Genomic DNA, 19673 nt, shown 5'->3' on the forward strand with positions numbered 1-19673 from the left:
TTAGAAAGGACGGCTACCTGCGAGGCTAACTCGCTTCATCACGCGGCGTTCATTGGGATCAAAAGCTTGACGGTAGTGTAAGGTAGCTTGATTGTCCCAGTAAACAATATCGCCGACAGACCATTTGTGTTGGTAGTAAAACTGCGGTTGATTTAAATGTTCTCGCAACTGTTCGATGAGTTCTGCACCCTCTTCTGGTTCTAAACCAACAATTTCAACTTCTGTGGCGTAGTCCAAATAAAGAATTTTCTTACCACTTTCTGGGTGTGTTCTGACCAACGGATGGGGGAAAACAGGACTAATTAACGGAATATTGCGGTCAAGACGATATTTGGTTTTAGGTGCGTTACGTTCCCGTAAAAATGGATTGTAGGTAATTAACTGTAAATCTGCAATTCGGCGTTTAGTTGCTTCATCCAAAGTTTCATAAGCCAAATTCAGGTTTAACCAATAAGTATCACCACCTTGGCTAGGAACTTCCAAAGCATAAAGCAACGAACCAGCAGAAGGACGTGGAGTCCAATGGTGGTCAGAATGGAAGGCTAATTCTCCCGTACCTGTATAGCCACCATCAACATTAGAAACGTTAATTACTACTGGTGTGACACCTGGTTGAGAAGCCAACACAGGAACATCATCTGGGGGAACATATAAATCGCCAAAATAATAGGCAAAATTCACCAGTTGGTCATCAGTCAACTTTTGATTTTTGAAGATTAAAATGTGGCGATCGCGCAAAGTTTGTTTCAGTTGTAAAATTACTTCCGGTGCAACAGGTTGACTCGCATCCAACCCAGTTACTACCGCCCCCAAAGGTGCATCAATTTGGGTAATTTTTACTTCTGTTAACGTCAATGTTGGCATAATATCTCCTCACAGTTGCACGAAAAATCTCTACAAAATTCCCTATTCCCTATTTCTCACTTTTTCGCCAACACATCCGCAGGAGTGATTTTGGCATATTCTTCAGGAGTTAAAAATCCTTCTCTCACATTTACTTTTTTCGGTATTTGACCTAATGCAAACCATTTATCTGCAACTTCTTGTTGTTTAACAATTACTTGTTCGGTAATTGGTTTCAAGCCATAGTCATACTTTTCGTGCATAATTTCTAAAGTAGGCGCATCAAGCTGAGTCACTGGAGCTAGTAATTTTGCGACTTCTGCGCGATTCTCCTTAGTCCAGAGTTCTGCTTTTTCTAGCTCCTCAAAAAACACTTTAATGACATCAGGATGCTTTTGATAAAAATCTCTTGTGGTTGAATAAAAATTACCTGTATCGCGTAAATTTCCCCCATCTAAAAGTACGCGACCAACTTTCTTTTGTACGGCTCTAGTTACAAATGGTTCCCAAATAAACCAACCATCTACTTTGCCTTGGCTAAATGCTACGTTAGCATCAGGTGGAGGTAAGAATACAGACTGTACATCGCTTAATTTTAATCCACCTGATTCTAAGGCTTTAACTAAAAGATAGTGACCAATTGAGGCTTTTTGAAAAGCAACTTTTTTACCTTTCAAGTCAGCAATAGATTTCACAGGGGAGTTACTTGGAACCAACAGCGAGACAGCTTTACCACTAGGTTGCGTAGTACCTAGATAGACCAGAGGTGTGCCTGCGGCTTGGGAAAATACTGGTGGTGATTCTGCGGTTGATGCAATATCAAGTCCACCCGCATTTAACGCTTCTAATTGTTGTGGCCCCGCAGCAAATTCTGGCCATTCTACTTTATAACCTAGTGTTTCTAATCGTTTTTCTAAATTACCTTGTTTTTCTAAAACAGCTAGTGCTGAAAGTTGTTTTGACCGCACAATTCGCACCACTTTTTTTTCAGTATTAGTATTTGTTGGTGCAGCATTATTAGGTGCAGATGCTTGCGGTTGATTATTGTTAGATGGTGCATTGCAACTAAACAGAGTCGTTGATAATGCTAAAGAATAACCAGCTACAAATAGTAGAGAACGACGGTTAATTTTGAGATGTTTCAGGAAGTTAAATTTTTCGGGTGATATTGACATAATTCGCTGAGTAATGCCTGGATAAAAATTAAGAAATAGGGTGGATATTAATTACCCACCCTGTATTGACTCGATGAGGGACTGAAAACTCAATCAACTGTTAGGAGGCAACTTTTAAAAACTTATATTCTGGAAGGTTGTAGATTAATCAAAATCTATGACATTAACCCTCTTTTTAACTTGGAAATTTTACTTGGTTAATGCTTCCAAACCACATGAATATTAGCTGTAATTTCTTCTGTAAATTCTCCAGAAGGTTCAACTGCTAATAATGTCTCTTGTAAATCAGCTTCAAATGCTGGAGCATTATCACCAAAGAAAATCTTTAAGGCAAAAGCTGTTGTGTATAAATAGCCAAGGTAACTAGAGACTGTCCAAGTTTTTTGAAATGGAACTTCAAACACTTCTTGACGAGCAAAAGCAGAATTAGCAATTACCACTTCATGGGGCGGATCTACTGGTTTACGAACACCTTGTCCTCTTTGTCCAGTCCGACGTTCTTCACCTAGCCATTTTTTGACAACGCTAATAGCAGCTTGTTTCCAAGGAAGATTACTTGACCAAGGGTTTTCGTTAGTATTAATGAGGGCTATCCCACCATCATCAGCCAGTAACTCATAAAGTTTCTCTAATACTAATTCTCGCTCCATCCAATGAAAAGCTCTACCGATGGTAACTAAATTAAATATTCCTAAACTAGAGTCAATAAGTTCTGCACCTTTTTCTATCCAAGTAATATTATTTGCTCCTTCTGCTGCTGCTTGGCGTTGCGCTTCTTGCAACATTTCGGCAGAAGGATCTATCGCAATTACTTCAGAAAATTTAGTCCGCAAAGGGATAGCAATTAATCCTGGGCCACAACCTAAATCTAAAAGTCTGCCTTGACCGTTAAGCTTAAATATTTCTGTTAATTTAGCAAATAACTCAGGTGGATATTTCGTTCTGTACTGAGCGTAACCTTCCGCAGCACCTTCAAATAAGGTTGGGTCATAATTAGGAAGGGTTTTTAATGCTTGTACCATTATAAAATTTCCTTTTAAGTTAGGAAAATAGGATGGACATTTAATTATGCCCACCCTAGAGTTAACGAGTAGACAACTGTGTTGAAGTCAAAAGTAAAAAGGGAAAAAGCAAAGGTATGTTTTACTTTTGACTTAACTATTTCCTAATTCCTAGCGACCAGCACTAGTCAAATATTTTTCTGCATCTTTTTCAACTGCTGTACCTTTGAAAAAGTCGCGGTTGAGGCTGGTGTACAACTCTAAAGGATGGATGGAGAGGAAATAACGTAAATCTTCTGCGGTGATGATTTCTTGTTCTACCATTGCGTAAGCATTGGCAACAACAGCAGTAATATCCGGCACATCCCAGTGACCAGCATCGGAACCTAAGAAAGCTTTGACTCGATTGCCAAAAGGTAAGGCTGCTCGGTTAAATGCCTGTGATACACGGGTATCATCGGATTCTGTGCCGAAGTAGAAGTGATTCAAGAAGCGATCGCGTACATCTTCTGGTTTCTCAATTCCAGCTAAGGCAAATTCGTCTAGTTCACCTGGGTCTTCAGGAGCCAATAAGTGATGGTGGAATCCCAAACCATCGCCAATTTGATCCAACCGACCATGCACTAATTCGCCGCCATAACGCGCATAGTATTCGGTGAGGGCTTCTTTATCTACCAACCTGGGGTCATTCCCACTTAACAAATGCTGTTTGTTGCGGGTTTCCCAATGCCAGATAATATCAGCGTATAAACTAGCACCCCAAGCCGAACCACCTTCCATAAAGGCAAATTTCAAGGAGGGGAAGCGACGGGTAACACCACCAAAGAACAAAGATTTGCACAATGCTTCGGCAGCGATCGCAAAGTGGTTGATGTGATTATACTGGGCGTTAGTAACTGAGCGTTGAGTCGTCCAACCTTGGCTAGAAGCGTGAGTCGTTGGTATCACCTTTAATTCAACGCACTTCGCCCAAAATGGATCGTAATCATACTCACTATCCAAGCCAAAATTATCAATCCAAACCACCTCATTGGCTACTTCCGGGCCATACTTCTCAAAAGCCGGAATCGGACGGCGCACGTAACCAGGGATTTGAATTGTTTTCAGTCCCAAAACATTCACCGCATATTCCAATTCTTCAATCGCCTCTTGGGGCGTGTGCATTGGGATAGCTGCAATTGGGGTGATTCTATCAGCATAGGGACGGAAAATATCAGCGTGGTAAATGTTAATCGCCCGACAGACAGCCCGACGCATTTCTTCATTGCCAATATTTGGAGCCATCGTCGCCAAGTTAGGATAGACGACAGCAAAATCTGTACCTGATTCTTGCAGTCGTTCGTGCAGTAACTTCGGCAAGCTGATAGTAGCTAAATTTAAAGTATCTTTGGTAGGACGACCCCACCAGTTAGGCCGATTGGTGCGATATGCAAAACGCTCTTCCCAGCTTTGCTTGTACCACTTAAAGCGGGAAGCCCCTGGTAAATGCTCTTTGAATCGTTCGGCGATCGCACTTCCACCAACTTGTTCTAAATAATCTAAGACTGCTGGTTCAAATTCCTGGGTATGGACATCGGTATCGATGACCGGATAACCCAGCTTTTCCCGAATCTGCGCTGACCTAGATTTTTGTGGACGTTCTAAGGCAATGGTCATGATGGTTTACCTTAATTTAATTAAGAAGGCAGGAGGCAGAGGGCAGGAGGCAGGAGGTATGATTTATCTGTTAGGAAATTCACGCAAACAACTTCTCAAACTCTCCTTCGCGCCCTTTGCGCCCTTTGCGGTTCGTTAAACTGATTGACTTGCCAAATACTCTTGTGCTGCTGTTTCCACCGCCGTTCCCTTGAAGAAATCGCGGTTGAGGCTGGTGTACAATTCCAACGGATGAATCGACAAGAAATAACGCAAATCTTCTTCGTTCAAAATCCCGCGTTCGACAAAAGAATAGGCATTAGCCGCAACCGCAGTAATATCAGGCACATCCCAGTGACCAGAGTCAGAACCTAAGAAAGCTTTGATGCGCTCGCCATAAGGATTCGCCTTCCGGTTAAAGGCATGGGCAACACGGGTATCATCTGATTCTGTGCCGAAGTAGAAGCTATTTAAGAAGCGATCGCGGATATCTTCTGGCTGCTTCACTCCTGCTAACGCAAACTCATCCAGTTCACCAGGATCATGGGGTGCTACCAAATCAGCGTGGAAGCCTAAACCACTCCCCAAGCCATCCAAGCGGCCATGTACATGTTCGCCACCATAGCGGAGGTAATACTCTAAGAGTTCTTCGCGGTTGACATTGGCTGGGTTATTAAATTCCAGCATGTGGTCTTTGTTGCGAGTATCCCAATGCCAAATCAAATCGGTGTAGAGACTCGCACCCCAAGCCGAACCGCCTTCTAAAAAGGCAAATTTCAAGGTCGGGAAGCGATGAGTTACACCACCGAAGAACAAAGCTTTACAGAGTGCTTCCCCAGCAGAAGCAAAATGTCCAATGTGGTTGTATTGATAGTTGGATATAGAACGACGTTGTATCCAGCCCATACCACTAGAATGGGTGGTAGGAACAACTTTTAATTCGACACACTTCGCCCAGAAGGGGTCGTAATCATATTTACTATCTAAGCCGTAGGTATCAATCCAAATAGCTTCATTGGCAACTTCTTCGCCATACTTCTCAAAGGCGGGAATCGGACGGCGGACATGTCCGGGGATTTGAATAGCTTTTAATCCTAAGACTTTGACGGCATATTCTAATTCGGCGATCGCTTCTTCGGGGGTGTTCATTGGGATCGCTGCGATCGGTGTCAGGCGATCGGCATATTGGCGGAAAATGTCGGCGTGGTATGTATTTACCGCCCGACAAACAGCCAACCGCATTTCCTCGTTACCGATGTGGGGAGCCATTGTTGCCAAGTTAGGATACACAACTGCGAAGTCTGTACCAGCTTCTTGCAGTCTTTCGTGTAGTAACTTTGGCAAACTAATAGTGGCTAAATTCAGCGCATCATTGGTTGGACGAGTCCAAAATGGTGGACGTGCAGTCCGATAAGCGCGGCGTTCTTCCCAAGATTGTTTAAACCATTTAGAACGAGATGAACCTGGTAAATGGTCTTGGAAACGTTCAACAATTTTGCTTCCAGCAACTTGCTCTAAATAATCTAAAAAAGCCGGGGGAAATTCTTGGGTATGAACATCTGTATCAATGATGGGATAACCCAATTTTTCCCGAATCTGCGCCGATTTAGATTTTTGCGGCCGCTCTAATGCAATAGTCATAGGAATAATCCCGGTTATATGTTTTCAGTACATGGCGGGGATGGCAATCTTTTTTAACCCAGACTAGAGATGATGCAAGACTATTTCACCATCCAATCAGATAAAGCAAAGTCTGACTTCGCTAACTTTTGCGCTACCAGAAAATTTTTCGTACCTTCTAAAAGTTTTACGCCTTCAGATGGAAATGGTTCTTCAGGCACTTGATTGAGCGGGTACGATGTCTTGATAATGTTGACTGGATATTTACTAGTCTGAGCGTGATATTTGTAATATTCTTCGGAGTTAGCTTTTAAATCTTTGACAGAGGTTGTCAGGATTGTATTGAATTTTTGGGGAAAATCTGGCTTTTGGGCGAGAAACTTTTCTGTTGCAACTACTAATGATGTCCCCGACAAACCTTGATGATCTGCCGATGAATCAATTATCGGAAACCCTTGGGATTTGAGAAAAGGCCCCATATCACTAGAAGTTGCATAAGCCGCAATATCACCACGTTCTAAAGCAGATTTAGCTTCCGTACTCATTAAGTGAACAACTTTGACATCTTTAGCCAATTTTGTCTGATCTAATAAACCCAACAGGTAGCGGTGCATGTATGAGCCTTTTTGGGTAGCTATTTTCTGCCCTTTGAGTTCAGCTAAAGAATTTGCCCCGTTTTTCTTCGCTACTAGCCAAGCGGTGTTATTAAATTGAGTAATCCGCAGCAACTTGGTATGAATACCCCTAGCTTTCAGAACTACGGCTGGTGTATCCCCCAAAAAACCAACATCTATTTGTCCTGCCACCAGAGACTCATTCAAATCTGGGCCGTTACCAAATCTGGCAAAGGTAATATTCTGAAATCCAGATTTTTGCAGTTCTCGTTCTAATATTCCTTGCTTTTTTGCCCAACCTAAAGGCCCTGTAGGTTCTGCACTCCCCACATAGCCTATGCGTAAGGTAGTTACAGCCGGACTAACGTTTTCTGCTTGGACTTTAGAACTATTACTGCCTTGGCTACAAGCTGTTGTTAGTAGCAGCAGGAAGCAAACAACTACAGTTGATATTGTTTTTGGTCTGAAGAAACTATTTCCTACTGCGAACGACAGCATAACTGTTTAAGTTCTCCTTATTTCATCTGTTTTAAGACTTGAAATGTTTGGTCGGTTTTGGCAGTAGAAGTTTGCTGCTTTCCCCAACCAACATTTTTGCGGTAACTGCCTAATAATCCGGTAGCCGCCAATTCTGCCTCGTTAACTGAGGTTTGTAGCTCCGTGTCTGGTGCTACATAAAGAGCGTCAACGGGGCAGTACAATTCGCACATAAAGCAGGTTTGACAATCGCTTTGACGTGCAATTGTGGGCGGTGCATCAGGTACAGTATCAAATACGTTGGTAGGGCAAACGTTAACGCAGAGATTACACTGAATACATCGTGACTCGCTGACTAACTCAATCACGCTGCTGCTCCTGCTACTGATAAAGATTTATCGGTACTGCTGAGTGGTTGAGTTTTGACCCAAACTTGATCTAAACCACCGCTAATTAGGTAATGCTGTTGATTAGCATCTTGTTGGGGATAGTCTTGGTGTTTGTGCATACCCCGTGTTTCTTTGCGTTCCAAGGCACTGTTGTACATCCATCTTGCTGTCGCTACCATTGCGGCTGCTTCTCGCGCTCGGATGAGTTGACTGTCTTCTATTTGGGTATCGCGGATTATTTGCCACAGGTTATCCAGGCGGGAAAGAGAATCGGATAAGCCTTTTTCTGTGCGGAAATAATTGCGATTGTAGGGGAAGACTTCGGTTTGTACTGCTTGGATAAATTCGTTGATGTTTGGGCTAGAAGCGTTCTCAGCTTGTGGTTGTAATGCTGCTTCACCCACGCCGCGAACTAGGCGTTGAGTTGCTTGCTGTCCTAAGCTTAAGGCATACTGCGCCGCCGAATTTCCCGCCCAATAACCAGAGGAAATTGCCCAAGCTGCATTATGGCTACCGCCACCTGTAAACCCACCACAAATTAATTCGCGGGTAGCAGCATCACCAGCTGCATACAATCCAGGGACGGAAGCAGCGCAAGTTTCATCGGTAATCCGAATGCCACCTGTACCGCGTACTGTACCTTCTAGGCGTAAGGTAATGCGAAAACGTTGGGTAAATGGGTCAATTCGCGCTCTGTCAAATGGTAAGAAGAAGTTGGGCTGGGCAGAACGCATAGATGAGCGCATTTCTGGGGACGCTTGATCTAAAATTGCGTAGACAGGCTGTTGCAATAGGGTTTCAGCAATCACAGACCGTCCTCGTTGGGAACCTGCGCCGGGTATGGGCGTGCCATCTTCGTAGGTAAAGGTAGCCCAGTTGTAGAAGAGGGTTTTGGTGACTGAGGAAAAGGCAGGAGAGATGCCGTAAGCATTGGAAAACTCCATACCCGACATTTCGGCACCTGCTTCTGCCGCCATCAAGTAACCATCCCCAGTTAGGATGTTGCACCCTAACGCTTTGCTCAAGAATGCACAACCACCTGTGGCGATGATGGTTGCTCCTGATATGACTTTCCACTTTTCGTGAGTTTGGCGGTTAATCCCAGTTGCGCCGGCAACTTTGCCCTCTGCGTCTACTAAAAGTTCTAAGGCGGGGCTGTGGTCTAAGATTTTTACGCCTGCCCGTTGAATTTGCCGCCGCATTAGCCGCATATATTCTGGGCCTTGCAGCGATCGCCGATATGGTTTACCTTCATCATCGGTGGGGAAAGGATAACCCCAATCAGCTAATAAGTTGACGTTCGTAAATGTCTGATCCAAAACACGCTTCATCCAATGGCGATTAGCTAAAAATCCCCCTAATGATTCTCGACTCGCCATCGCAGTCTCTCGTGCTTCTGGTTCGGGTGGTACATACCAAACTCCATTACCAGAGGCCGCCGCACATCCCGACGTACCACAGTAACCTTTGTCTACTAAAACCACCCTCGCCCCGCCAGACGCAGCACTCCACGCAGCCCATGTACCTGCCGGGCCACCTCCAATTACAAGTACATCAGCCTCTAAATTGAGTGCAAAATTATTTACTAACGTCTTCAACATTCACCTTCTCTCCCCATTGATAGCTGCACACCGGAGAAAATTCTTTCCTACTCTGCTAACTGCTTACTAACAGCCTCAATACATCGGTTTTTGCGGCTAGTTACTAGCAGATTTACCCGAAACTATTAATACGGTAACTTGACCAATTTACCGTAGTTTTAACCATAACGAAGTCTCTCATGGTTCTCTAAAAAAAGCAAGCCTCTGTGATCAATTCCCAAGTAACTTTATGTGAAGCAACCTTTAGACCAGACAAGTACCTTGCTTTTTACATTAGTTTATGCAAATATCACAAGAGTAATCACAAACAACATAAAATCTATCGATTTACCGTTGTTTTAGTATCTAGTATCAAACATAGACCAAAAGTTAGGGCTATTTTTACATCATGGCTTGCCTAACTCAGCTATTTGTTGAGTTAGTGAAACCAGATATTAACTAGGTATTTCGAGATATTATCACTAGATTTACAAGCTGAATTATGCCAGTTAAAAATTTTTACTAAAAATGTATGATTTTTGCCAAACAGCGTTTATTTGTCATGAAATTTGTATAAAAATTTGAATTTTTCGCTTGACAAATACACTATAAAATCTGAAAGAATTAGTCATCAGCACAATTTTATTAATTCAATCAGGGCAATTGAATTAATAATTCATACAATTCGAGATTTTGTATTTTCGGAAACAAATTTATCTGTGGTTAATTATTCTGTAAGAATTCAGCACTCCTAAGTTCAAAAAAGATGTTCTGCAAGGAAATGAGCCTGTAGAAAGGTCAGCTTTTAAAAGAAATCTAAGATAATCAACTATTTAATTCATAAATATTGTTTTTCTGGGATTTTTCAGCGTTATACCTACTGAATTCTGGCTCCTGCATTCTTAAAAATTTGTTTTGCAGAAATTGATAGCTAACAATTGAATATTGCAACTTAATCACCGGGAAAATACAAATCCCAGGAATAATATACTCCCTATTTTTGCTCTTACATAAGGTTCTATTACCTTTTGCTAGAACATAAATCCAGAATTTTGCGAGAACAACCCATGTCTAAATTTTTGTGGAACTATTTGCTAGTTATCCCTACCGTCTTTTATGGATTTTTATTTCTGTCTTCAGTAGCAAACGCAGAGGTTTCTAAGGCAGTACCAACAGAAACCCAAGTAACGCAGGATATTCCAAAAGCAACGTCTTCACCAACTACTCAAAGTGAAGGAGTTAGCAATTCTTCGACTGAAATGACTGGACAAGTTACATCAGTTTCGCAACTATCTGATGTCAGACCAACAGATTGGGCATTTCAGGCTTTGCAATCTCTGGTAGAACGCTATGGTACGATCGCAGGCTATCCAGATGGTACATTTAAAGGCAACCGTGCTTTAAGTCGCTACGAATTCGCCGCAGGTTTAAATGCAGCACTTGACCGCCTGAGTGAGTTGATTGCTTCTAATACTGCTGATTTAGTTAAAAAAGAAGATTTAGCGACGCTGGAAAAACTACAAGCAGAATTCGCCCCGGAATTACAACAATTACGCGCAAGGCTAGATAGTTTAGAAGCGCGGACTGCGGAAGTAGAAGCAAATCAGTTTTCTACTACTACCAAACTAGTGGGTGATGCTGTCTTTATAGTAGCTGACACCTTTGGCGATCGCGCCAATAATCGCCCAGCCAATGATACAAAAGATGATACTCAAACCGTTTTTGGCTATCGCTCTCGGTTAATTTTACAAACTAGCTTTACAGGCAGAGACCAACTTTCAGCCATCTTATCATCCAATACTATTCCTAACTTAACCAGCAGCACTGGCACAGCCATGACGCGGTTCACATTTGATAGAGGTAATGATGAAGGCGTATTTCTAAGCCAATTAGTCTACCGTTTTCCTCTAGGGAAAAACGCCACTATTTGGGTGGGGCCAAGAGCATTGCAACCAGCTCTTTATGCTCCAACTTTAAACTCTGCTATTGGTGGACTGAATGGTGCTGTTTCTCGATTTGCCACATTTAACCCAACAGTTTACAGACCTGGTTTTGATGGTGCGGGTGCAGCTTTAGGTTACAAATTTAGTAATCAAATACAGTTGAGTTTAGCCTACACAGCCGATAACCTCCAGGCTAGTGTCCCTAATGGCACCGGTAACGGATTTACTGATGCTAATAACATCATCTTTAGTCAGCTAACTTTATCACCCAGTCGTCAGTTAGATATTGGTCTAACTTACGCACATAAATATTTTGGGACTAGAACTGGGTTTAACTTGACTGGTGGTACAGGTAGTGCTTTTGCCAGAAATCCGTTTGAGCAAAACTCCACCTCAAGCGATAACTTTGGGCTGCAATTTAACTGGAGAGCCAGCCGCCGCGTTGTTGTCGGTGGTTGGTTTGGTTATACATTAGCTCATCAAGAAAGTGGCCCTGATAACGATGCCACAATTATTAATGGCGCACTCACATTTGCTTTTCCAGACTTATTTAAAGAAGGTAATGTTGGTGGATTTATCGTGGGTGTACCACCAAAAGTTACGAGCAACGATTATCGGCCTAGAGCAAACGCCGCACGTCGAGAAGACCCAGACACTTCTTTACATTTAGAAGCTTTTTATACATTCCGTGTGAATGATAACGTGCGGGTGACACCGACTTTTTTTGTGATTACCAGTCCAGAACATAACAATGCTAACGATGCAATTTGGGTAGGTGCATTGCGGACTACCTTTAGCTTCTAAGACAAAAAAAGAAATTGTCAAATTTGGACTTGTGTTTCTCATGATTTACGGTATAATCATCACTATTAAATACGGTAACTCTACCGAAAAACCGTAGTTTATTAAGTTAGCTTAACAATAATGCAAATTCTTTGGTTTATACCTACGGCGCGTGACGGACACTATTTAGGAACACAACTTGGGGGACGGGATGCAACTCCAGAGTATTTACAGCAAATTGCCCAAGCTGTAGATAACTTAGGCTATACAGGCGCTTTATTGCCCACAGGGCCTTTTTGTGAAGATGCTTGGATAACAGCCGCCTCACTCATCTCTGTTACCAAAAGGATGAAGTTTTTAGTAGCGATTCGTCCTGGAATTAGTTCACCCAGCTTTGCGGCACGGATGGCAGCAACGTTTGACAGAATGTCGCATGGGCGATTGCTAATTAACGTCGTTACAGGTGGAGAACCAAAGCAATTAGCAGGGGATGGCTTGCATCTAAGTCATGACGATCGCTATGACTTAACTGATGAATTCCTCACAGTTTGGCGGGGAATTATGAGTGGGGAAACAGTGGACTTTAAAGGTAAATACCTTGATATTCAAGGCGGTAAACTGCTATTTCCACCCCTGCAAAAACCCTATCCACCACTTTGGTTTGGCGGTTCATCAGCAGCAGCCCAGCGTGTTGCCGCCAAACACGTAGATGCTTATTTAACTTGGGGAGAACCCCCAGAACAAGTAGCCCAAAAAATTGCTGAAGTTAAGCAACTAGCAGCAGCCCAAGGTAGAAGCGTGCGTTTTGGGATTCGCTTGCACGTCATTGTGCGTGAAACCGAGTCCGCCGCTTGGGATGCAGCCAACGATTTGATTAAATACATCGATGAAGATGCGATCGCCCAAGCCCAAAAAGCCTTTGCCAGTTCTGATTCCGAGGGGCAGCGACGTATGACACAACTACACAACGGCAGTCGAGAAACTCTAGAAATTAGCCCTAACCTCTGGGCAGGAATTGGATTAGTCAGAGGTGGTGCTGGTACAGCATTAGTTGGTGATCCCGATACCGTAGCCGCCAGAATGTTGGAGTATCAAAAATTAGGCATAGAAACCTTTATTTTTTCTGGATATCCCCATCTAGAAGAAGCTTATCGGACTGCCGAATTATTATTTCCGCACCTGCCGTTACAAACTGAACCGACACCATCCACACAACCAGTTTTGACTTCTATCGCCAGTGAAAAATTTGCGAAACAACTAACGAGTGCCTCATGACTATTACCTTAAAAAATACCAAAAATATCAGCATCTCGCTGAGTGAGTTATTCCAAAATCAGCAAGTCCAAAAAATCGTCCCTTGGATTGTGCCGATTAGTGTAGTCATACTTTGGGAGTTATCATCCAGAGTTGGTTTACTTTCTAATCGGATTTTACCTGCGCCAAGTGGTGTAGTAATTACAGCATTTAGATTAGCTGCCAGTGGCGAATTATTTCAACATATAGGAATCAGTGCCGGACGAGCAATTTCTGGTTTTTTAGTTGGGGGTAGTATTGGGTTTAGTTTGGGTTTACTCAATGGGATTTTTCCTGTTGCGGAGAAACTCTTGGATAGTTCATTACAAATGCTACGAACAATCCCTAACTTGGCATTAATTCCCCTAGTGATTTTATGGTTTGGTATTGGTGATCAAGCCAGATTATTTCTTGTCTCTATGGGGGTATTTTTCCCTTTATATTTAAATACATTTCATGGGATTCGTAGCGTCAATCCAGGTTTGATTGAAATGGGACGAGTCTATGGATTAAAACCCATACAACTTTTGTGGCAAATTATTTTACCAGGGGCATTATCTTCAATTTTGGTCGGTGTGCGCTTTTCTTTAGGAATTATGTGGCTAACACTGATTGTTGCAGAAACAATCGCTGCTGATTCTGGATTAGGTTACATGGCGATGAATGCCCGTGAATTTATGCAAACTGATGTTGTAGTTTTGAGTATTTTTATTTATGCCTTGTTGGGTAAATTAGCAGATGCAACTGCCAGATTTTTAGAAAGAAAATGGTTGGCTTGGCATCCTAATTATCAAAATGTCTAGTAATTCTCACTTCTCATCAAAAAAGAGAGTAGGGAGTAAACTTTCTCACAAACAAAAATGGACAATGTACTAAGGAGGTATTATGAGTATTCATCCACAAGGAACCCAACTAAGTATTTTAGATTTAACGAAGGCTTTCGGCAAAAAAACTGTTTTAAATTCCATTAATTTGGAAGTATCACCTGGAGAGTTTGTTGCCATTGTTGGACGTAGTGGTTGTGGTAAAAGTACCTTATTACGCCTTGTTTCTGGGTTAGAAAAAGCAAGTGCTGGTGGAATTCTGTTAGATGGAGAACCATTACGGAAATTGAGTAGTTCCGTCAGAGTGATGTTCCAAGATCCTCGGTTATTAGAATGGAAGCGTGTCATTCAAAACGTAGGCTTAGGATTACAAAATAATTGGCGTGAAAAAGCCCAGTGGGCATTAGAACAGGTGGGATTGGAAGATAGAAGTGATGAATGGCCATCTGTACTCTCTGGAGGACAAAGACAAAGGGTATCTTTAGCTAGAGCCTTAGTGAGTCAACCCCGCTTATTATTATTAGATGAGCCTCTAGGCGCGTTAGATGCTCTGACTCGAATTGATATGCAAAAATTGATTGAAAAACTGTGGCAAGAACAGCAGTTTACAGCTTTTTTAGTAACTCATGATGTGGAAGAAGCTGTAGCCTTAGCTGACCGTGTAATTGTCATTGACGACGGCAGAATTGCTCTCGATTTACCAGTTAATCTCCCACGCCCCAGAGATAGAGGTAATGAAGAATTTGTGAGCATTAGAGAAACAATTCTTGACCAGGTAATGAATCGAGAAGGCAGTTATGCTTACAAACAATTATTGCAGTTGGGCAGTTATTAATTAAAGACTAATGTGGTGATAGGAAAAGTAAAGGGTGTGACAAAGGAGTGTAGGGGTTGTGATGGTGTAGATAGAAAAATCTACGCCATCATATCCTGATCCCAGTCAAGTTTCCGCACAAGAAAAGACGACCCTGTAATTCGGTAACTTAAACTATGAAAATCATTTTGCCTATCGAAATCGCTGCCGAAATTGAACCGCATCTATCGGCAGAGACTAAGGTTGTACTGGTTGATAGTGATGGCAATCTTGATCAAGATGCGACGGATGCAGAGATTTATTTAAGTTGGTTTTTTCTCAAAAGCTATGTGTTACATAAAGTGTTAGCAGCAGCACCCGCTTTACGTTGGCATCATGCGCCGAATGCGGGGGTAAATCATATTTTGACTCCGACTTATTTAGAACATGACTTGATTCTGACGAATGGTGCAGGTGTTCATGCAATTCCGATCGCAGAATTTGTTTTAACTTATATACTTGCCCATGCTAAAAATCTGGCTGAATTGCAAGCGTTACAAGCAGAACACCACTGGAAAAGAGGTTTTCCGATTCAAGAATTAACTGATGCTACTTTATTAATTATTGGTGCTGGTGGTATTGGTCAAGCGATCGCTTCCCGCGCTAAAGCTTTTGGGATGAAAATTATTGGTACTCGTCGTCACCCACAAGAATTACCAAATTTCGATCAGGTTGTCGGTGTCGATGAATGGCGTTCATATTTACCAGAGGCAGATTATGTTGTAGTTGCTACACCTCTGACAGCAGAAACCCATAATTTAATTGATGAGACTGTATTGCGATCGCTGCCGCCTCATGCTTATCTGATTAATATTGCTCGTGGTGCGGTAGTGGATGAATCAGCATTAATCAAAGCCCTCACCGAAGGTTGGATTGCTGGCGCTGCTTTAGATACAGTAGTTACAGAACCATTACCAGAAGACAGTCCTTTGTGGTCAGTCCCCAATATTTTTATTACCCCTCACTGTTCTGGTCATTCTCCCAAAGTTAAACAGCGTTCGGTAGAATTATTTCTGGATAACTTCAACCGCTACCAAACTGGCCAGCCTTTACGCAATGTCGTAGATAAGCAAGCAGGGTATTAGAAAGAAATCTGAAGTTATAAAATTTTCACCCAACAAAGTGGAGCGATCGCATTACTGTATCATTCTTAGCGAATTATATGTAGGACTTACGCATCAAAACGAAAAATCAAGGGTTTTAGCGAGGTTGTAGGGGTTCAGGGGTATAAGGGTGTACTGATTCAAAATCCTTACCCCCAAACCCTTTCACCCTTACACCCAATCTCCACAGATAATCTTTGTGCATAAGTCCTGGTCTAAAATAAACCTGCTCTAGAGTGGCAAGAGCAGGCCAAGGAATTTGTATCAGGAATTCCGTGGAATAGTATTCAACATTATCCTCAGTTTTGCATGATCCGTTGATAATTCTTCACTTGCAAATCAATGCCAGTAATAGCAGTACCAACTACAACGGCATAAGCACCTAAATTTAAAGCGTGACGTGCCATTTGTGGTGAAGAAATGCCGCCTTCACAAATTACCGGCACTTTTAACTCCTCTAACATCTGAATTAAAAGTTCCCAGCTAGGCGGAGAATCATTATTAGTTTTGGGAGTATAACCATAAAGAGTGGTCGCCACAACATCTGCACCAGCAGCAGCGGCGGCTTTAGCGGCTTCAATGGTATCCACATCAGCAATCACTGGTTTCTCTAATTCCTGATGTATGCGGCTGATGATCTCTGCTACTGTCTCACCACCAGGGCGATGTCTAGTTGTAGCATCGATCGCAATTATATCGGCTCCAACCACAGCCACAGACGCAGCATGATGAAACTGGGGTGTAATGTATACATCGTATTTAGGAATGACTTGTTTCCATAACCCAATAATTGGCACTTGCACGCGCTCTCTTACTGCACGTATATGATTTGGGGTATCTATACGTACCCCAGCAGCACCATTATTAACCGCAGCCTGCGCCATTGCAGCAATAATAGTTGGTTCATGTAGAGGTGAATCAACAGGTGCTTGGCAAGATACAATCAGTCCGTTTTTTAAGGTATGAATTAAGTGGTCATTGGTCATTTGAGATAGAACTACTGTATATATAATCTCAATTATTCCAGTTGCTCTCTGAGAGATGGAGTCAAAATCATTAATCCTCTGACAACTTCTTCAGGACTAGCTGTGCCATCAATTACTTTTGGCATAATTTTCATCAATTCTAAAGCTAAATGGGTAGGAATCCCCCTAGCTTCTAATCGCCTCAATTCTAAGATATCAATGCCTGCGGCCAAGCCATCTAAATATTCTTCTACACTGACACCTAAGTCTTCAATTTCTGCCATAGTAGGATTTTTATTTTTGTTTGACTTTCATATTCACATTGATTACATATAGCAACTCTAAATCATTTACAAATATCTATCTTCCTTGTCTCCCTGATAGAAGAAGGCAGAAGGCAGGAGGAAAAGTCTTAATATTCCTGGCATTCAAGCGTTCAAATTGTCTCTGTGGTTCATCTCAAATAGGAATACTATAGTTATCTCACGGTGCTATGACTCAGCACTCAGAACTTTCGCAGACTGAGGCGGTATCCAGACAGTAAAGATAGAACCGATACCCACAGTAGATTCTACTTCAATTCGACCCCGATGTAGTTCGACAAGTTGTTTAGTTAAAGCTAAACCCAGTCCAGTACCTTCATAACGGCGACGATAAGGTGTATCTAACTGCTGAAATTTCTCAAACATTAATGGTAATTGCTCTTCAGAAATCCCAATGCCTGTATCTTCAACTTGAAAAACCGCAGTATTATCTTCTACCCAAATTCTCAGGGTGACACTGCCACCTTCTGGTGTAAATTTAATGGCATTGGTTAACAAATTCCATAAAATCTGTTCAATCCGCTCGGCATCAGCACTAAAGATATCGCGTCGAGGATCAATTTGTAAATCGAGTTTAAGTGTAACTTGTTGGTTATTAGCTTTATCAATTAAGGCAGAAATAGCACTTTCCGCTATCTTTGCTAAAGAAAATTCATTAATATTTAAAACTGTTTTACCAGCCTCGATTTGTGATAAATCCAGGATGTCATTGATCATTTCTAATAAATGTTCGCCACTGTCGTGGATGGTTTGCAGATAATCTCGTTGTCGTTGGCTCAATTCACCTATCGGCCAACGTAACAAAGTAGAAGACATCCCAATTACATAAGTTAACGGTGTTAGTAATTCATGGCTAATAGTGGCAAGAAATTCGTTACGTAAACGGCTTGCAGCTTCAGCAGCTAATAAAGCATCCCGTAAAGCCATTGTACGCTCTAACACTCGCTGTTCGAGCGTTTGTTTTTCTTGAGTGAGCGATCGCATTAACTCTGATTGATGAATAGCGATCGCTAATTGTTCAGCAATGGAAGAAAGTAAATTTCTCTCATTATCATTCCACTGGCGGGGTGCATCACACTGATGGGCAATTAACAAACCCCAAAGTTTTTCCTCAAACATAATTGGGGCTGCTAACTTTGCCCTAACACGATTAGCGCGAAGAAAATTCAACAAACACTCTTCTAGAGCATAAGTTTTTTCCACATCTTCAACCACTAAAGTAAAACCTTGGCGATACTTATCCCAACAAGGAGAATGGCGAGTAAAGCAAGTTGTCTCTTGGGAATGTAACACTGAAGGAATCTCATCCGTCGCTCTGACTTCATAAACGATACAACCACCATACTTTTGCCAGTCAGGGATGAGGGGTGGAGATGGACTTTGCCCATTGGCTGTGGAGTTTTGGGTATTGACCCTTGACCCTTCAAATTTATATATTACTAACCTGTCTAACTTTAAAAACTCACGCACTTGGGCGATCGCAGTTGCCATAATCACTGGCAAATCTAAACTTTTGCGAATCTGAGTTGTGACTTGATTTAACAATCGCTCTTGGGAGATTTGTTTTTGTAAAGCAATTTCAATCGCTTGACAAGCATTCCCAGACTGACTTGTATTCAGAGATTCTGTTACCGCCTGATTTTTTGCAGGTAGTAGATATTTTAATAACAACAGCGTGAATTGACTTTGGAGGGTAGCATCATTAGGACGGAGAATTTGACTGTAGTAGTCAAGATTTTGATAAGTCTCGGAATCATTAGCAAACAAATTCTTCAAGTTGCCAACAAAGGCGGCGATCGCTTCTGAATGAAACGTCAACCTAGTATTGAGTGCTGAGTTGAAAGTGCTGAGTGCTGAGTGCTGAGTGCTGAGTGCTGAGTGGAGATTTTCTTCTGCTTCTTGCGCCTCCTGCGTCAAAGTGCCTAGTAACAGCGCACTAAACTGTTCTGAAACCACCAAAGTGAATCTTTGACTTTGCCATTCTTCAGATATGACAATTCTTGCCAGCACAGCTTCTGTCAGCACTAGCACAGAATTTTCCACAGATTGAGCCATTTGCTGTAATAATTCCCCAAGTTGATTAAATACAACTAAAGGCAAATTTTGAGAAAAGCTCAAATCAGGTGAACTAAGCATTTTCAAAGTCTAGTGAGAGGGGTTGAAGAACCAGTTTATGGAAGAGCGTTAGCTCTGGTTTAGCAACTGGCTGTGCTAGGCTGAAATGTTCTTTAATCGTGTTCTAACCAACAGTT

At 42.1% G+C, this 19673-nt stretch carries 16 protein-coding genes; 5 read left to right on the forward strand and 11 right to left on the reverse strand.

The features are described 5' to 3' along the window. The 8 genes from H6G75_RS10825 to H6G75_RS10860 form a co-directional block, all read right to left on the reverse strand. Complete coding sequence (locus H6G75_RS10825) at positions 1–864, reverse strand: TauD/TfdA family dioxygenase (protein ID WP_190979941.1); 864 nt, start codon at positions 862–864, stop codon at positions 1–3. A gap of 56 nt (positions 865–920) precedes the next feature. Next, positions 921–2018, reverse strand: coding sequence for an aliphatic sulfonate ABC transporter substrate-binding protein (locus tag H6G75_RS10830; protein WP_190979942.1), 1098 nt, complete (start codon positions 2016–2018; stop codon positions 921–923). Between the two features lie 197 nt (positions 2019–2215). Then, positions 2216–3040: a class I SAM-dependent methyltransferase gene (locus tag H6G75_RS10835; RefSeq protein ID WP_190979943.1), complete on the reverse strand. Its 825-nt coding sequence runs from the start codon at positions 3038–3040 to the stop codon at positions 2216–2218. A gap of 150 nt (positions 3041–3190) precedes the next feature. Beyond that, positions 3191–4675 (reverse strand): amidohydrolase family protein, encoded by a 1485-nt coding sequence (locus tag H6G75_RS10840; protein ID WP_190979944.1) that lies wholly within the window; start codon positions 4673–4675, stop codon positions 3191–3193. A gap of 135 nt (positions 4676–4810) precedes the next feature. Then, complete coding sequence (locus H6G75_RS10845) at positions 4811–6295, reverse strand: amidohydrolase family protein (protein ID WP_190979945.1); 1485 nt, start codon at positions 6293–6295, stop codon at positions 4811–4813. An 80-nt stretch (positions 6296–6375) separates the two neighbouring features. Further along, positions 6376–7386: an ABC transporter substrate-binding protein gene (locus H6G75_RS10850; RefSeq protein ID WP_190687155.1), complete on the reverse strand. Its 1011-nt coding sequence runs from the start codon at positions 7384–7386 to the stop codon at positions 6376–6378. 17 nt (positions 7387–7403) lie between these two features. After that, positions 7404–7733 (reverse strand): 4Fe-4S binding protein, encoded by a 330-nt coding sequence (locus tag H6G75_RS10855; protein ID WP_190979946.1) that lies wholly within the window; start codon positions 7731–7733, stop codon positions 7404–7406. Then, the gene (locus H6G75_RS10860; RefSeq protein WP_190979947.1) at positions 7730–9355 is read right to left on the reverse strand and encodes an FAD-dependent oxidoreductase; all 1626 of its coding nucleotides are present in this window, start codon (positions 9353–9355) and stop codon (positions 7730–7732) included. Before H6G75_RS10860 ends, H6G75_RS10855 begins: the two co-directional genes overlap by 4 nt. 1046 nt (positions 9356–10401) lie before the next feature. On the opposite strand from H6G75_RS10860, the gene H6G75_RS10865 reads away from it, so the two are divergent. From H6G75_RS10865 to H6G75_RS10885, 5 genes are all read left to right on the forward strand, one after another. After that, positions 10402–12081, forward strand: coding sequence for an iron uptake porin (locus tag H6G75_RS10865; protein WP_190979948.1), 1680 nt, complete (start codon positions 10402–10404; stop codon positions 12079–12081). Between the two features lie 120 nt (positions 12082–12201). Then, complete coding sequence (ssuD, locus tag H6G75_RS10870; protein ID WP_190979949.1) at positions 12202–13335, forward strand: FMNH2-dependent alkanesulfonate monooxygenase; 1134 nt, start codon at positions 12202–12204, stop codon at positions 13333–13335. After that, positions 13332–14156, forward strand: a complete 825-nt coding sequence (gene ssuC / locus H6G75_RS10875; RefSeq protein ID WP_190979950.1) for an aliphatic sulfonate ABC transporter permease SsuC — start codon at positions 13332–13334, stop codon at positions 14154–14156. Before ssuD ends, ssuC begins: the two co-directional genes overlap by 4 nt. A gap of 82 nt (positions 14157–14238) precedes the next feature. Beyond that, positions 14239–15012, forward strand: coding sequence for an ATP-binding cassette domain-containing protein (locus H6G75_RS10880; protein ID WP_190979951.1), 774 nt, complete (start codon positions 14239–14241; stop codon positions 15010–15012). Positions 15013–15167: 155 nt separating this feature from the next. Further along, positions 15168–16115: a D-2-hydroxyacid dehydrogenase gene (locus tag H6G75_RS10885; protein ID WP_190979952.1), complete on the forward strand. Its 948-nt coding sequence runs from the start codon at positions 15168–15170 to the stop codon at positions 16113–16115. Positions 16116–16432: 317 nt separating this feature from the next. On the opposite strand, the gene H6G75_RS10890 is transcribed toward H6G75_RS10885, so the two are convergent. From H6G75_RS10890 to H6G75_RS10900, 3 genes are all read right to left on the reverse strand, one after another. Continuing rightward, on the reverse strand, positions 16433–17119 hold the full coding sequence (locus H6G75_RS10890; protein ID WP_190979953.1) for an N-acetylmannosamine-6-phosphate 2-epimerase: 687 nt from the start codon (positions 17117–17119) through the stop codon (positions 16433–16435). Positions 17120–17151: 32 nt separating this feature from the next. Beyond that, positions 17152–17382 carry a hypothetical protein gene (locus H6G75_RS10895; RefSeq protein WP_190979954.1) on the reverse strand — a complete coding sequence of 77 codons (231 nt, stop codon included), beginning with the start codon at positions 17380–17382 and terminating at the stop codon, positions 17152–17154. Positions 17383–17589: 207 nt separating this feature from the next. Further along, complete coding sequence (locus H6G75_RS10900; protein ID WP_190979955.1) at positions 17590–19557, reverse strand: GAF domain-containing sensor histidine kinase; 1968 nt, start codon at positions 19555–19557, stop codon at positions 17590–17592. Positions 19558–19673: the final 116 nt, after the last annotated feature.

Origin of the sequence: Nostoc sp. FACHB-280, from assembly GCF_014697615.1 — a bacterium.
Classification (GTDB): Bacteria; Cyanobacteriota; Cyanobacteriia; order Cyanobacteriales; family Nostocaceae; genus Nostoc_B.